Genomic DNA, 15,913 nt, shown 5'->3' on the forward strand with positions numbered 1-15,913 from the left:
AGATCTGGCCAGTTACAAATATAAATAACTATCCAATGATGTATCCGGGAGAAACACAATGCATGCTAATCCATCGTTAACCAAAGCAATCCGCTTTGCGTTAATTTCCAGTGCAAGTTTGGCAACTATAACTTCAGGTTATGCCAATGCAGCTGACGGAGACAAAGTTGAAAGGATTCAAGTAACAGGTTCACGTATCCAACGAACAGATTTAGAAACGGCTAATCCAATTACCGTTTTTGATGCCAAAGACATTGAACAAACTGGTGTATCTACCATTTCAGATTTTTTACGAACCAATGTTGCGGCTGGCGGTTTTAATGAGTCATCGACGTTAAGCCAAGCTGCAGGAGCCTCATCCGTAGGTTTAAGAGGGTTTAGCTCTGACTTTACTTTAATCCTGCTTAACGGCCATCGTCTGCCGAAAAACTCCGCTGGGGGTATTTTTACTGATATTAACCAAATACCTCTCGCCGCTGTTAAGCGTATTGATATTCTCCCAGATGGTGCATCGGCCATTTATGGCTCTGATGCGGTTGCGGGTGTTATCAACATTATTACTAAAACAGATTTTGAAGGTCTCGCCTTATCAGCTAAATATGGCGCAGCCGTTGAGCATTTTGATGCTAATGAAGCCAACTTTTCCATTGTTGGTGGTGCAAGCAACGAGAAAACTAACCTACTTTTCACTGCAGAACATTTTGAACGTGATAAAGTTATGGCGTCCGATCGAGAGCTAGGCGGAAGCGCGTATATACCAGGCCACCCTGGAGGTGAAGGCCGATCTAGCTTTGGGATTCCTGGTTTTACCAGCATCAGTGTGAAAGATGGAGTGACCATTCCGGGTATCACCGATGGTGATATAGGCTCAAAAGCTTGGTCTGATTGCCCTGCCGATCAGATATCAAATGGCCGCTGCCGATATGATTTTGCGCCACTTTATCAATTGCAACCAGAATCTGAACGTCAATCAATCTATACTCAGCTCACTCATCAAGCGATGGACGATTTAATATTAAGAGGGGAGTTTAGATATTCAAGAGCATATACCCTTACCTCAAATGCCCCAGCTCCCGGTGTTATTGATGTTTCGAACAGTCCGTTTTTAAATGACTTTTTACGTGATGACCGATTTGGTGGTGATGCCACTAAAGCGCAAGCTATTATGGACGCGATTGCTGCTGGCAACGCTTCTGTGAGTGTTGGACGGCGTTATCTTGACTTCCCAAACCGTGAAAAAGACAATACCAATGAAACTTTCGAAGCAGTAGCTGGTTTCAACTACACAATCAATGATGACTGGGGACTTGATTTCAATATTGGCCACTCAAGACTGACAAATCGCCAGATTGGTGCTGCTGGACAATTGTTGGAACAACAAGTCGAAGACGCCTTTAACTCTTCTAACGCTGTGTTAAATCCTTTCAAGAAAAATACTTGTGAGGGGTTAAGTGCAGAGGATTGTATAACGCTTCAAAGCACACTAGATAGCTTGCAAGCTGCTATTCATCGTACAGGTGAATACACCATTAATTTTTCTACTTTAACGGTAAGTGGCCTTCCTGGGGTTGAGTTACCTGGTGGTGAGATTGGGGTTGCTGCAGGTATTGATACTCGCCGAGAACAATATATCGATCGCTCAGATCCAAGTTCTGTTGCTGGTGAGGTTATTGGTGGTGCAGCTTCAAATGGTGGCGGTAGCTTTGAAAACTATGCCGGCTTCGTAGAACTGTCGTTACCTGTCATTGAAGGAATGGACGTCAATTTAGCTGCTCGTTATGACAAAGCTGACTGGGGCATTTCTGACGAAGGAAAAGCCACTTACTCAGCAAAAATATCCTACCGACCAATTGATGACTTATTGTTACGAGGATCATACGGTACCGGCTTTAAAGCACCTAATTTATCTGATTTGTTCCTCTCATCATCTGAAGGTGTGGTAAGAGCAATTGATACCACCCTTTGTAATGCTGCGGGTAATGATCAAACAAACGGCGACTGCCAGTTACAAGAAATAAATTCTCAAAGCGGTGGTAACCCAGCTCTCACATCTGAAACTTCAAAGTCATATAATGTCGGTGCCGTTTATCAAGTCACAGATGAACTTTCTGCAGCTTTAGATTATTGGTCCTTGGAAGTTGACAATATTGTTGGCTCTTTAGGGGTACAAGAAATTCTTAATATTGAAGCTAAACCAGTCAAAACACCTGAGGAACAGGAGCTGATAGACCAATTGATAAGTCGCGATCCCAATACAGGTCGGGTAGATTCCACCAGTGATGGTTTTGTGAAAAGTAACTTACAGAATTTGAATGCTCAGAATGCCAAAGGATTAACATATTCTGTCGATTACACATCAGAGCTGTCTGGTGGTGATTTTGGTGCAAACCTTAAAATTGAGCAGTATTTATCAAGAGAGTCGCAAGCCGCTCCTGGGCAACCACTCTGCGACAGTATAAAAGACGATGCTGCAAGAAAATATCGTGTTAATGGCGGTGTAAGTTACGGTGCTAATGATTACGAAGTTTCGTTAAATATGCGTTTTTTACCTGGGTTTGATGATTATGACCAACGCAATACCATCGAAGATACATGCGAACTGATTGGTCATTATAATGCCAATACCAAGTTAAACGATGATGGGCATATTACTTCAGCAGGAGATCCACAACACGTTGCTTCCTACTTTCAAATGGATTTAACCAGTACATATCACTTCTTAGAAGATAACTCGGTTACCTTTGGAGTTCGCAATATTTTAGATAAACAACCTGTTTTTAGTTCGCCCAAAAATTGGCCGTTCTATGACCAAGGCAGTTACGACAACATAGGGCGCTTTGTGTATTTACAAATTGATTCCAAGTTTTAGTCGTTACACATAGAAAAAGCCGCATTTTCGCGTAATGCAGGTCAGTCAAGATAAATCTAGAGCAAATTATCGTCGCTCCTGTGAAGGCAGGAGCCTAGCGACTTTGATTTTACTATGTAAGTCACTTCATACTTGCCTTCGCAGGTATGAAATTTTCCCTTATCTGACTGGCATTCCGCATTTTCGCGACTTTTTATGATTATATTTAAATTTATAGACAGCTTTACAATTCAAAGATCATCTAATTTTTCAGTAGCTTTACGAGTTTTCATGGATTCAATATAAGCCAATATACTTTCTATATCTTGATCCGATAGTTCACTAAAACTTGGCATCTTGCTTCTCGCCCTAAAAGCATTTGAGTCTTTTATCCATTGTTGCAAAAAATCTAAGTTTCTATATTCAGTTATATTTTTAGGAATATTCAATTCCGGCCCTACTTTTCCGCCTACTAAGTTAATCGAATGACAAGCGATACACTTTACTTTAAACAGAGCAAATCCATGCTGAATGTCTTTGTTTTCTTGTATAGCAGGGGTGACTTCAAAATATGGGTCGTATTCATTATTAACTACAATATGGTTAATGGCGTAAGGCCAAGGAAACATTTTGTATGAACTAGATTCTTGCCACAATAAATAGAATGGCGCAGGGTTTGAAGTGGCCACGCCTTCATGGGCCAGAGTGAAGGCTTGCTCCTTCGGGGCTCCCAACTCTTCAAATGCGAGCCAAGGGTTTGGATACTTAACCAGTATAGAGCGTTCTAAAACTGCCTGATAATCATCCTTAGAAATGATTGATGTTTGCTGTGCCTTCATAATATCTATATTGGCGAGCTTAGCGACCTGTCTAAACTTAAACGCCCGATAAGTTATCGTTTTTTTGTAAACCGGATTAAACAAAGTAACAGTATAGGTTGGCAGCGCTTTTTGGATTTCAGCTAAAGTGAAGGTGGTTGTTTTATCATGAACACTGAACTGTATTTCAGCATTCGGTTCAAGTTTAGCTTGAACTGTACATGTGAAAACAATTAGCAATAAGGCATTAATCCACTTTTGAATAAACATGACGCATCCTTGCGAAGTATCTTGTTCAAAAGTATAGCTTGCCTTCAACCTAAAAAATATCAGTTGAACGCCAGTATATGAGTAACTGTTTGAGCAATACGATGATTCTATCATCATGGTTTTACCCAATGAGTGAAGTGCTCTACGCTCACCAGCTTGCTAAAATGACTGCTATCTGCGTTGTAACTTTTGCAAGTAGAATAACTACTTGCTGCAAGCTACACCTTACTATCAGCCATTTGTTCTACGCTTGAGAACGCAGTCAACTGCTGTTTCTAGGGTTCAAAGAAGACAGTTTATTCAGCTATTACTTTTCCTTAAATAAATAGCCCAATAGAATAATCCCACAAATAAGCCGCCGCCAATAATGTTGCCAATGGTCACTGGAATAAGGTTATTGATAACAAAAGTAGAAAGCGTTAATTCAGGAAAATCAGCGGCCGTCATTCCAATTCCCTGCCAGAATTGTACAGGAGCAAATGTTTTGATCGCAATAGCAAGAGGAACTTGAAACATGTTAGCGATACAATGCTCAAAGCCTGCTGAAACAAACATAGCTACGGGTAAAATCATGACCATGATTTTATCGGTGATACTTTTAGCGCTATATGTCATCCAAACCGCTACACACACTAATACATTACACATAATGCCGAGCATTACTGCCTGCCAAAAATCATGGTGTAATTTATGGGACGCAATATTCATCGTATTTAAACCCACTTGACCACCAGCAAACATATATTGTTTAGCAGCTAGCATAGCAAGCACGAGTAACAAAGCTCCGACTAAATTGCCAAAATACACAACAATCCAGTTCCGAATCAATTGAAGCCAGCTTATCTTGCCACTCGCTTTAGCGACAACGGTTAACACAGAACTCGTAAACAGCTCACCTCCTGTAACTGTCACCAAAATGAGCCCCAAACTAAAAGCTAACCCACCCATAAAATGTATTGGCCCCCAAGCAAGTTCAGATGTTCCAGTGGTAACCGAGGTATAAAAAACAAAGGCTATTGCGATGTGCGCCCCCGCTGCTATCGCGAGAAGAAATGATTTAAATTGATTTTTTTTGGCTTTACCCGCACCCACTTCGGCCGCCTGTTTTGCAGCTTGTTCAGGTAATGGTAAATCAAATTGGTTTGGATTCATGAGTCACTAACAAAAAACAAATTAGGACTTTATACTCTATTTTCAAAGCCAGTTGTTCAAGCAACAATTCAATTAGTATGTTGTTTTTATGACAAGAAGGACAGTTTCATCAATAACTGTTTTACAACGCCTTCTCTTTCTGGCAATTCAATTCAATGATTTTTGTGAACTGATTCAAACATTTTTACTGTTACTTAAATGTAGTCCTATTGTATAATCACCAAAGCCAAGGGGGGGAGGCCAAAAAGCCTAGACTGAGATGTTTAAACAACCCCTTAGAACCTGATCCGGCTAATACCGGCGTAGAAATGGATTAAAGTACAAGTGCAACTGACTCTTTTTATGAGCGTTCGCACTGATCACGCTTTCAAACCACTCTAGCTTTGCCGGATCTCAAACATTTTTTTGGTATTCCTGCAATCATCTAACGATTTATACACCTACATTCACGCTGAAACACAATCTATGTAGGTGTATTTTTTTTGCCTAAAAGTTAAGTACTTGACGATAAATTATTAAACATTTTTCTCATATCTTAAGCACTCTACAGCGTTGTGTCTCAGGTTGCATATCTACGGCTATGCGTCCTTCCCCACGTCTTGTATTGCAGTCAATCTATGAACAAAAAAGTACTCAATAACTTATACTCAGGTACTTAAGTTAGTTTACTGATATACGAATCTCTGAATAATAATGTTGCTCTATTACTGGGTTATACCCTCTAACTCTAACAATATATGTTTCTGGTTCCTGATAAGTAAATTCATAAGAGATTTTACATTCTTGACCAGACTTCAAGGTCTTACAATCATTAACATTACCAAGTTTTAAATTATCGCTAGGAGATAGGTTTAAACTTGTAGAATCTATATAAATGTATTTTTCTGGGTCATTTGTTAAATTTTTTATATAAATATCCCCAATAATAATTTGTCCTTGACGCCCTGTAACTGTAATCAAGTTTTTTACTGATGTGTCTTGCTCAGGAGAATAAAGTGTTACACCTGATTCTGTGGTATTTTCAAATAAGCAATCAGTACTGGAACCCAAACACGAATCCATTTTCCACTTTGGAAAATCAATTGGACTAAATTGCAGAAAATTTTGCTCTTCCGCTATTGCATAAATGTAATGATTAGCATCACTTTCAAACGTTGTGTAATAACACCATAAAGGAACAAAATCACTTTCATGCCCTGTTAAATTGGGCAAAGACACTAAAGAAAATTTTATTTTATAGTGACCATTTTCAATTCTACCACTTTGGTAAAGTAGCTTAAAATGCATATCCAATGTTTGAGGCCCATCTAAAGCACAATTTACTACTTTATCCTTTACGTGACACACTCCTGTATCGGGACAGCGCAGCGGCGTAGCTCCCACTGCAAAACTTGACCCCACAAAACAGATCAAACAGACTCCTACCTGAAAAGCTAACAAACACCTACATAATAAATTATTCATGACGTTACAAACCTAATAGACAAAGAAATCCATATTATTGATATATTTTTCTTCTGACTCTCCGACGCCGAGAAAAAGAATCTTCGACCAACCAGTCATCTTCGAAGTATACTCAAAATGATAATCCACTTCGCAGTCATCTTCAGGCACTAAGCTTTCACAACTCTTCGAGTACTCTATATTTAATTTTGGATCCGCTACAATCTGTATCGAATGAATTAAAGATTTTGTTGTATTTTTTAAAAAAACTTTACCTTGAACCCAATCGCCAACACTTTTATTTTGGACATCGATTCTATTTATTAATGCTCTATTTTGCTCTCTTGAATATACTCTAAAACCTTTTGATTTTGCATATTCAAAATTACAATCAAGGTTTGATGAACTACACTCTGAAACTCCTTCCCAAAAGGTTAAATTTTCAGGGTAAAACAAATGGTCTGCATACACTGAAACTAACATTGAGGATTTAGATTCAACAGGTAAGTTATAAAAGCATTGCAATGGGGTATAATGTTTTTTGTCCTTCACATAGCCAAAATTTGCACCAAGAACCACACGGCTAAATGACAACAGGTATTCTCCGTCGTAAGTGTCCTTACCGGCTAAGGTTACTCCTATTTTAAATGCGTTTGCATCACTACTTATAAAATGACAGTACTTTTTACCATCTTTTATCGTACAAGCAATATTTTCTGGGCAATGTAATACATCTTCAGCAACGGCATCATAAACAACCAACATCAATACAATCGTAAATATCAATCGGAAACGTTTCATACTTACCTACTTATTTGTATTTTGTAGAAAGTACAATATCTACTCAAAAGGAAAAAAAGCTCAATATTTTTTTACTTCTATTTATTCCTTTCAGATATAATCATACTACCCAAGGGGTGTTTGAGTACGACTCAAACTGAGATTACACCCTTAGAACCTGATCCGGCTTATACCGGCGTAGGAATGGAAAATTATTTACTCAGCGGATTTAAACTGCTGAGTCGTCATATTTACTGATCCCGCTCAGCCGGATCTCAAATTTTAATTTTGAGGTCCTATGCTCAACAAAACGTTTAACTCATATCGCCACAAGCTATCTCCACTAGCATTATCTGTTGCCGTAGCCTTTTCTGGCCAAGCTTTTGCACAAGATAACAATCCTGAAATTGAAGTCATTAAAGTTACTGCTGACTTTCGCAACCAAGAGTTGTTAACTTTGCCTGCGAGTGCCACCATCATCGGTGCTAAGCAAATCGAAGATGAAGGTAATCAACACTTTGAAGATGCGCTAAATTCAATCGCTAACTTTAACTGGTCGGGCGGTAGCTCTCGTCCACGTTACTTCCAAATCCGTGGCGTGGGTGAACAAGAAGATTATCAAGGTGCACCTAATTCATCGGTAGGATATGTGATTGATGATATCGATTTGTCTGGTCTTGGTATGGTTTCAAGCATGTACGACTTACAACAAGTGGAAGTCCTTCGTGGACCTCAAGGTACTAGATATGGAGCAAATGCACTTGCCGGTTTAATTTACTTAAAGAGCAATGACCCTGAAGTTGAACGTGAGAATGGCGCAGAAGTCTCTTTTGGTGATGATAATTTGCGCACCTTAAGCAGCTATAGCACTGGTGCAATCAACCAATCTGAAACGCTACTTTATCGTGCGACGATTCAGCAACATTACCAAGATGGCTTCCGGGACAACACATACTTAGGTCGCAGCGATACTAACAAACGTGACGAGTTTACAGGCCGTATTAAATTACGCTGGTTAGCGACAGATGTTCTAACAGCTAATTTAGCTATTTTACACGCCAACTTTGATAATGGTTATGATGCATGGACATTGGATAATAACGGTTTCAAAACCAATACCGATCAACCGGGTGTAGATAACCAAAAAACCACTGGTTCAAGCCTAAAGCTGAACTACACAGGTTTTGATAAATTTAACCTAACTTCTATTACATCTTACGCATCAACTGACCACCAGCATGCTTATGATGGCGACTGGGCAAACCCTGATTACTGGGCAAGCCGTAACTGTGGCACAGCAGAAGCACCTGAAGGTTGTGAATACGATTATTTGTGGGACAAGAAAGGCGATCGCCGCACTGTTTCTCAAGAATTCCGATTCAGCTCAAATGAAAATGGACGTATCTTCGCCGACTCAACAGATTGGTTAGTGGGTTTGTACACTATGAACCTGAAAGAAGACAACGACCTTTATTCAGAGTACAACACTTGGCCTGATGAAGTGATGCAGTCAAAGTATGATGCAACCAACTATGCAGTATTTTCACAATTAGATTCAAACTTTGGGAATGGCTATAACCTTTCAACAGGTCTTAGACTCGAACGCCGTAACAGCGAATACTCAGATACTAATGGTGATGCATTCAAACCATCTGAAAACATGTGGGGAGGTCATATTGCATTAAGCAAAAATCTGACTAACCAACACAGCACATACGTGCGTGTAGCTCGTGGTTACAAAGCGGGCGGCTTTAACATGAGCCTACCTGCTGAGCTGTCAGATAAGAAAGAATTTGATACTGAAATCCTTTATAACTACGAAGTTGGCTTAAAGTCTTTCTGGTTAGACAACGCTTTATCAACCAACTTATCTGTGTTCTACATGGATCGTCAAGAACAGCAAGTTTCAGCGTCTCAGCAAAACCCTGAAAGACCGCAGCGTTTCATCCTATTTACTGAAAATGCGGGTAGCTCTAAAAACTACGGTGCTGAGCTAGATACTAAATGGCAAGCTACCGATAACTTGGACTTATATGCCAGCTTTGGTTGGTTAGAAGCAACTTACGGTGACTACATTTATAAAGATAAATACGGTACGCCAGTTGAACTTTCAGACCGTGAATTAGCACACTCGCCAAAATTCACTAATAGCCTTGGCGCAACTTATCGTACTGATAATGGTATCTTTGTAAACTTACACTCCAGTGGCAAGAGCAAATTCTTCTACTCAGATAGCAATGACTCACAATCAAAAGGCTATCAAATTTTGAATGCGCGTATCGGTTATGAAGCGGATAGTTGGGGTGTTTACTTATGGGGTCGTAATTTGTTTGATAAGAAATATGGCGTACGTGGTTTCTACTTCGGTAATGAGCCAGATTTAGGATGGGCTGATAAGCAATACATTCGCTATGGCGATCCTCGCTCAATGGGTGTAACGGCTAACATTAGTTTTTAAATAAGTACCTGTCGATAAGTTCTTTGATAATTATTCTGTTCAGGTTTAGTGCTATACAAGACGCAATGTAGGGCGCATAGCCGTAGCTATGTAACCGAAGTTGCAACACCGTAGAGAGCTGAAACTGGGCACTAGAAAATCTTAAGAAACTTATGGTCAGGTACTTAACCTGAGCTCTGCGTAACGAAATCAGTAAACGTTTAACCTAAATAAATCGGTTGGGAGCGTTCATATACGCAGAAAAAATTACTGATAGCAAGGCATGAATAGCAGCAAGAAGTGGTTACCGACATACAAAACTGTCGTTACTTCGTTTCTACTTGCAAAATTTATAACGCAGCTAGCGGTGTTTTGGCAAGTATATGAATGTTCAGCACTCACCTGATGGGTGAATTAGGGTTGTTTAATTTTGTATTTACATTCAATGTATTAAAGTTAAATTGTGCGTTCAACCGATTTATTTAGGTTTAATTAGAAAACAATGCTCAATGTATTATCGACAATGCGGTTAGTTATTAGAAGTTCAAGGTGTAGTAGCCAAAAAACAACAGGCTATTTCGAGTTGCTACAACGCTGAAATCCGTATAAGCAGCTGTGCTGTAGAGGTTTGCTTACGCAGAGTTCAAGTTAAATATTGCACCAAAACTCTGTAAGTTAAGGCTGCTTAGCCTCAACTTTTTCATATTCATTTTAAGAGGCACACCATGAAACTCACTGCCGAAATTAGCATGTACCCATTTAACGAAAACTACCTTGAACCAATACAATGGTTCATCGATAGATTAAAAACTTATCCTAATATTGAGCGCGTGACTAACGCTATGGCGACTCAAATTTGTGGTGATTACCTTGAGGTGATGACCATGCTTGCTCACGAAATGAAAGCGGCGAACGAAAAATGGGGCAAAGCCGTTTTTGTTTGTAAATTTATTGGTTCTGAAATCGACTTAACCTACAAACAATAAGGCTAACTCATGGATATTTTCCAAACCCTATTTGGTGAAATGCACGCTATGACTGACTGGGAAATCATCGCGGTTGCGCTGGCACTCGCCTACTTGATCCTTGCGATGAAAGAAAACATATGGTGCTGGCCAGCAGCGTTTTTCAGTTCAGCGATTTATATGATCATTTTCTGGGAAGTGTCGTTGCTGATGGAATCAGTCTTAAGTTTCTATTACATTGGCATGGCCGTGTACGGCTTTTGGGTATGGACTAAAGGCGGCAATGAACACCAAGGTGTTAATGTGGTGTCTTGGTCAGCATCAAAACACTTTCAGATTATCGCAATAACTGGATTAATTTCCATTATTGTTGGCTACTTGATGGCTAAATATACTTCAGCTTCGTTCCCATACCTTGATGCGGCAACCACTTGTTTTGCGGTAATGACGACCTATTTAGTCGCACAAAAAGTACTCGAAAACTGGTTGTATTGGATGGTGATAAATTCCGTGTCTATATACTTGTACCTGAATAAAGGTTTAATACTGACATCAGTCTTATTTGTGATGTACTTAATCCTTGCAGTAATTGGGTATTATCAGTGGCGTAAATCGATGCAATCAGCGCAATCAATAGCGAGTTAAACGTATGCTCCAACCTCAATGGCCAAATTCGATAAAAAATGCTTTGCTGTCTTGCCAACAGCAAACTGGTTTGCTGCTCATAGAACCAGCAATCGAATTATCGACATTGTCAGCAGGTTGGAGTAACCAAAACTTTAAACTAATAACATGCAAGCAACAGTTTGTACTAAGAGTTAACTCCAAACAATCCAATGCAATTTGCAATCGTAATAACGAAGTCGAATGTTGGAGCATTGCCGAAAAGGCCGGTCTTGCGCCAAAGCTTTTTTGGGTCAGTGATGATAAGCAATATTACCTAAGTGAATACTTACCGCAGCCACAAAATAAGCAGATACAGACCGCTCAATTGCTTAATCTTTTAAATCGCATAAAGCGTTTACCTTTGCCAACCCATGCCATTACGACTTCAGATCAATGGAGGAGTTATTTCAAGCAAATCACAACAATCAATAACCAACTTCTTCTAAGAAAAAATAAAGCTCAAAATGCAATTTTATTAGCGCTTACCAAAACATGGTTGCAAGCTAAAGATGACCTCTTAAATAAAAAAAAACAGATTGAATCAGCGCTTACGGACATAGAGTCGTGTCAAATCAAACCTCAATTTTGCCATAGAGACTTGAATGCAAATAATATACTCATTAAAGACGACCAATTAGTTTGTATCGACTTTGAATACGCCTGCACTTCACACCCGCTATTTGAATTGGCTGCCGTCATTTGTAGCCATAATTTCAATAAAGCAGAAGAAGCATCATTAGTACGTGATTACTTAGTCAACAATTCTAATTTGACTGAAAATGCACATATAAACCTTTCCTCTGCTTGTAAAATATTTTGGTGTTTCTTCCATTGTTGGGCCGTCATTATGATGGGTAATACATTATTGTCTGATACCAACGAATTGCAAGGCGATGAAAAAGAAACTGAAAAGCAGAACGATGAAATAGAAAAAAGCTTTAATAATTATTTTCAGATCTGTGAGCAGTACAAAAACAAGTTTTTTTAGAATTAAAATTTGTGCGGTGAACTTTCAGTTTATAGAAAAGAGGCGATAATAGTGAATTACCGCCTGCAATAAATAAAACGTTAAGCTGTCAGAGTGATCTTACCTACCGCTTTACCTGACTCAAGTAAATCATGCGCTTTAGCCACTTCCCATATTGAGAAGTTACTTTCATCAATAATTGGCGTAATCTTTCCTGCGTCCACAAGCTCAGCAATATAAGTAAGAATGCGACCATGTGAAGCATGATTTAGGCCGTGACATAGTGGAATTAGCATTAAAACACTGTGGAACGATAAGCTTTTTAGTGCGACTTGCAACGGATCAGCAATTGGTAATGTGGTTGTTACGTGACCATTATATTTAGCCGCTTCAAACGATTTTTGTATGTTATCACCTGCAACTGGGTCAAAGATTTTATCAAAGCCCATGCCATCAGTATATTTTTCAACATACTGTGAAACCGATTCTTTAGTGAAATCGACTAAATTATCTGCGCCTACAGTTTTAGCGAGTGCTTCATTTGCTGGAGCGTAAGTTGAAGTTACCGTTGCACCAAGTACCTTTGCTAACTGAACCGCAATATGACCTACACCGCCAGTAGTGCCATGAATAAGGATATTATCACCTGATTGTACAGCCATTTTGTCGACAAGCGCTTCATATGAAGTAATAGCAACAAGTGGCAAAGCAGCAGCTTGTTTCATTGTCAGTGTTTTGGGTTTTAAAGCCATCAAACGTGCATCAACCAGCATGAATTCAGCCAAAGCACCATCGGCACCATTAATACCGCCAGCCATTCCGTAAACTTCATCGCCCACATTAAAATCAGTTACGTCTGTACCTATTTCAGTAACAATACCAGCCACATCACCATGCAGCACTTCTGGTAAATTGTTTGACCAAGGCAACTCAATAGAGCGAAGCATAGAATCAAGCGGATTCACACTAGTTGCTTTTACTTCTACAACCATATGACCTGATTTAGCGACAGGTTTTGCTTTCTCTGCCATCTGAAAAACGTCCGTGCTGCCGATTTCTTTGATGATCATTGCTTTCATAATATTTACTCTTTATTCGTTTGTTGATTTGGTCTTTCGTTTCAGTGGGGCTATATTAGCCCATGCAGTTAGGGCAACCAACCACCCTTATGGCAAATTACTTTTGCCTATTAGGCAAGGCGGGGGTAGAGTGATATGTATCCACTCTAAATGACAATAAACGATACAAAGAGGAATAATGAGCTCACTCAATCGTCTGCTGTATTTCAACTGTGTGGTAGAGACAGGGAGTATCTCTGAAGCCAGCAGAATATTTGATATTCAACCTTCTTCTATTTCCAGACAGTTAGCGGTTCTTGAACAAGAACTTGGCGTTCGCCTTTTAAATAAAACTACTAGAAACACAGGGTTAACAGAAGCTGGCCATAAATACTATGAATATTCACAACGCATTGTGTCAGAGTTTGATGAAGCAAAACGAGCGATAAACGACTTACAAGAAAAGCCAAAAGGTAAACTTAAGATAAGTATGACCGTAGGGTTTGGTGAAAGCGTTGTGCTACCACTTGTTTCCAAATTTATGTCTCTGCATCCCGATATTGATGTAAAACTTGAGTTAACTGAGCGTGTTGTAGACCTTGTCGAAGAAAATATTGATGTAGCCATTCGTAGTGGTCGATTACCCGATTCAACAATGATTGCCAAACGATTAGCTTTCAATAACTTTATTCTGTGCGCTAGCCCCCAATACTTAGCAAAGAAAGGGACGCCTCATCGCCCAGAAGACTTAATCGAACATCAATGTATACGCTACAGTTATTCCCGTTGGAAAGATTGGTTTTTAATGGCTGAAGAAAGAACAAAAATAACCATTAATAATGCGATTTCAGTCAACTCAGTAAATGGCCAAAAACAATTGGTGATAAATGATACTGGACTGGCACTAATGCCTTATTGGGCTGTTAAAAATGAATTAGCCGAAGGTTCGATAATCAGAGTGATGCCAGAGCATACCTTCAGCCCTTATGAAAAACTCACCGCCACTTATGCCATCTATTTAAAACGAGATCTGATTTCACCAAAGACTCGTGTTTTTCTGGACTTTTTAGCTGAGAACATCGTCGGTCTTGATATTGAGTAATACCAATTACAGTAATTAATCTCTCACTCAGCAAGAGCTAAAGGGTTTCAGTGCAAGGCACAAGCTCGAAGTACTATCGGGATAATTCAAGTGCTTGTAACACAGTAATGGAACCCTTTAGCCTTGCCCTTCGGGAGCTTGTATGTGCTCAAATTACTTCTCAAAATTGGCTTGACGTAGAACAACTATGCCTTCATCAATTTCGATTGCACTTTGAGCACATACATAGCTCTGAGTTGAGCACTTAATTACTGTAATTGGTATAAACATAATTTTACCGGTGTCATCGGAGATAAAAACTATCAAATTATGTTATTGATTTTGATGGTCTGTTCTTTATTTCAACATATTTGCTATCACAATTAAAATTAACCACGCTATTTTTTCTGGGAAATTGTTGTATAACTTGAAAGAATTTTTGCTTTAACACGCGGTCATATACCATTTTTGTTGCCTCGCTTTCAGATCTTTTTTTAAATTCCTTTGTATCTAAAGTTAAAAGATAGTCATATATTTCACTAATTGAAGCTGTTCCATTATTGTAAATCAAAGCTTGCGCTAATTGTTCAGACCAGTTTGAATTACATGGATATTTTATTTCTACAACCCACCCTTTGTCTTTTATCGTTGACGTTTTTAACCGAGTCCAAAGCTCGGTCGTTTGAAAAAATTGACTCACTTCAGAAGATGCAGAAGTGGGACGAACACTTTCTGACAATGTGGTTTTTTCTTTCTTAGCTAGAGAGGTCAACGGAGCCGAATTATTGTGTTCATATAATGTGCTAGCCTTTTCATATATGCTGCATCTAGCCATAATAATAGCCCTATATAGAAGGTAGATACCTGCCTTGCATTAACCTAAAAACATCCGTTGAACGCTGAGTATATGAGTAACTGTTTGAGCAATTGGATGATTTTATTATCATGTTTTTCACCCAATGAGTGAAATGCTCTACGCTCACAAGCTTGCTAAAATGGCTGCTATCTGCGTTGTAACTTTTGCAAGTAGAATAACTACTTGCTGCAAGCTACGTCTTAATATCAGCCATTTTTTCTACGCTTGAGAACGCAATCAACTGATGTTTCTAGGATTAACCAATGCTGCAATCCTACGAAAGATAACATTTACTGTTTTTTTCTGAACAAATTTAGCATAAATAAACTCTAAATCTATATTGTCTTTTGACAAATTACTGTGCCTGATATTTTGGTAAGCACAAGATGTTATTCACAAGAGTAGCTCATTTTTTTTAGAGCATCCAAACAGCACAGCCCCTATCTTTACCTGAATGTGTGGTTAATTTTTGGCAGAGATACAATGAAGTTCGAGGGTATGATAGCGGGCTTATTTCGCTGCAAAAGTTACAGCAGCACATTAGATTATCTTTCATAAAGTAGTCAAAGTTT

Annotated in this window: 12 protein-coding genes and 2 riboswitches; of the genes, 6 read left to right on the forward strand and 6 right to left on the reverse strand. The window is 39.0% G+C overall.

What is annotated here, in order from left to right:
- Positions 1-58: 58 nt before the first annotated feature.
- Positions 59-2,869, forward strand: coding sequence for a TonB-dependent receptor domain-containing protein (locus E2I05_RS15790; protein ID WP_121853261.1), 2,811 nt, complete (start codon positions 59-61; stop codon positions 2,867-2,869).
- Between the two features lie 230 nt (positions 2,870-3,099).
- Here E2I05_RS15790 and E2I05_RS15795 read toward each other — a convergent pair whose 3' ends face one another.
- From E2I05_RS15795 to E2I05_RS15810, 4 genes are all read right to left on the reverse strand, one after another.
- A complete protein-coding gene (locus tag E2I05_RS15795; RefSeq protein WP_165905474.1) occupies positions 3,100-3,936 on the reverse strand; it encodes a c-type cytochrome in 837 nt (278 codons plus the stop codon).
- Positions 3,937-4,236: 300 nt separating this feature from the next.
- Positions 4,237-5,088: a formate transporter FocA gene (gene focA / locus E2I05_RS15800; protein ID WP_121853263.1), complete on the reverse strand. Its 852-nt coding sequence runs from the start codon at positions 5,086-5,088 to the stop codon at positions 4,237-4,239.
- 219 nt (positions 5,089-5,307) lie between these two features.
- Positions 5,308-5,414, forward strand: a riboswitch (TPP riboswitch).
- Between the two features lie 334 nt (positions 5,415-5,748).
- Positions 5,749-6,501 (reverse strand): hypothetical protein, encoded by a 753-nt coding sequence (locus tag E2I05_RS15805; RefSeq protein ID WP_121853264.1) that lies wholly within the window; start codon positions 6,499-6,501, stop codon positions 5,749-5,751.
- A gap of 63 nt (positions 6,502-6,564) precedes the next feature.
- Positions 6,565-7,332: a hypothetical protein gene (locus E2I05_RS15810; RefSeq protein ID WP_121853265.1), complete on the reverse strand. Its 768-nt coding sequence runs from the start codon at positions 7,330-7,332 to the stop codon at positions 6,565-6,567.
- Positions 7,333-7,434: 102 nt separating this feature from the next.
- Positions 7,435-7,533, forward strand: a riboswitch (TPP riboswitch).
- A gap of 76 nt (positions 7,534-7,609) precedes the next feature.
- On the opposite strand from E2I05_RS15810, the gene E2I05_RS15815 reads away from it, so the two are divergent.
- The 4 genes from E2I05_RS15815 to E2I05_RS15830 all read left to right on the forward strand — a co-directional run bounded on the left by E2I05_RS15815 (position 7,610) and on the right by E2I05_RS15830 (position 12,367).
- Positions 7,610-9,769: a TonB-dependent receptor gene (locus E2I05_RS15815; RefSeq protein ID WP_121853266.1), complete on the forward strand. Its 2,160-nt coding sequence runs from the start codon at positions 7,610-7,612 to the stop codon at positions 9,767-9,769.
- Positions 9,770-10,473: 704 nt separating this feature from the next.
- Positions 10,474-10,734, forward strand: a complete 261-nt coding sequence (locus E2I05_RS15820) for a hypothetical protein (RefSeq protein WP_121853267.1) — start codon at positions 10,474-10,476, stop codon at positions 10,732-10,734.
- Between the two features lie 9 nt (positions 10,735-10,743).
- Positions 10,744-11,358, forward strand: coding sequence for a nicotinamide riboside transporter PnuC (gene pnuC, locus E2I05_RS15825; protein ID WP_121853268.1), 615 nt, complete (start codon positions 10,744-10,746; stop codon positions 11,356-11,358).
- Between the two features lie 4 nt (positions 11,359-11,362).
- Complete coding sequence (locus tag E2I05_RS15830) at positions 11,363-12,367, forward strand: phosphotransferase (protein ID WP_121853269.1); 1,005 nt, start codon at positions 11,363-11,365, stop codon at positions 12,365-12,367.
- A gap of 80 nt (positions 12,368-12,447) precedes the next feature.
- Here E2I05_RS15830 and E2I05_RS15835 read toward each other — a convergent pair whose 3' ends face one another.
- Positions 12,448-13,425 (reverse strand): zinc-dependent alcohol dehydrogenase family protein, encoded by a 978-nt coding sequence (locus tag E2I05_RS15835; protein ID WP_121853270.1) that lies wholly within the window; start codon positions 13,423-13,425, stop codon positions 12,448-12,450.
- A gap of 178 nt (positions 13,426-13,603) precedes the next feature.
- Between E2I05_RS15835 and E2I05_RS15840 the strand changes: the two genes are divergently transcribed.
- Positions 13,604-14,506, forward strand: a complete 903-nt coding sequence (locus E2I05_RS15840; protein ID WP_121853271.1) for a LysR family transcriptional regulator — start codon at positions 13,604-13,606, stop codon at positions 14,504-14,506.
- A gap of 307 nt (positions 14,507-14,813) precedes the next feature.
- On the opposite strand, the gene E2I05_RS15845 is transcribed toward E2I05_RS15840, so the two are convergent.
- Positions 14,814-15,320, reverse strand: coding sequence for a hypothetical protein (locus tag E2I05_RS15845; protein ID WP_121853272.1), 507 nt, complete (start codon positions 15,318-15,320; stop codon positions 14,814-14,816).
- Positions 15,321-15,913: the final 593 nt, after the last annotated feature.

This window comes from Parashewanella spongiae (assembly GCF_004358345.1).
Lineage (GTDB): Bacteria > Pseudomonadota > Gammaproteobacteria > Enterobacterales > Shewanellaceae > Parashewanella > Parashewanella spongiae.

Coding starts and splice junctions, on each gene's coding strand:
- E2I05_RS15790 (WP_121853261.1), top strand. CDS start 59: ATGCATGCTAATCCATCGTTAACCAAAGCAATCCGCTTTGCGTTAATT.
- E2I05_RS15795 (WP_165905474.1), bottom strand. CDS start 3,936: ATGTTTATTCAAAAGTGGATTAATGCCTTATTGCTAATTGTTTTCACA.
- focA (WP_121853263.1), bottom strand. CDS start 5,088: ATGAATCCAAACCAATTTGATTTACCATTACCTGAACAAGCTGCAAAA.
- E2I05_RS15810 (WP_121853265.1), bottom strand. CDS start 7,332: ATGAAACGTTTCCGATTGATATTTACGATTGTATTGATGTTGGTTGTT.
- E2I05_RS15815 (WP_121853266.1), top strand. CDS start 7,610: ATGCTCAACAAAACGTTTAACTCATATCGCCACAAGCTATCTCCACTA.
- E2I05_RS15820 (WP_121853267.1), top strand. CDS start 10,474: ATGAAACTCACTGCCGAAATTAGCATGTACCCATTTAACGAAAACTAC.
- pnuC (WP_121853268.1), top strand. CDS start 10,744: ATGGATATTTTCCAAACCCTATTTGGTGAAATGCACGCTATGACTGAC.
- E2I05_RS15830 (WP_121853269.1), top strand. CDS start 11,363: ATGCTCCAACCTCAATGGCCAAATTCGATAAAAAATGCTTTGCTGTCT.
- E2I05_RS15835 (WP_121853270.1), bottom strand. CDS start 13,425: ATGAAAGCAATGATCATCAAAGAAATCGGCAGCACGGACGTTTTTCAG.
- E2I05_RS15840 (WP_121853271.1), top strand. CDS start 13,604: ATGAGCTCACTCAATCGTCTGCTGTATTTCAACTGTGTGGTAGAGACA.
- E2I05_RS15845 (WP_121853272.1), bottom strand. CDS start 15,320: ATGGCTAGATGCAGCATATATGAAAAGGCTAGCACATTATATGAACAC.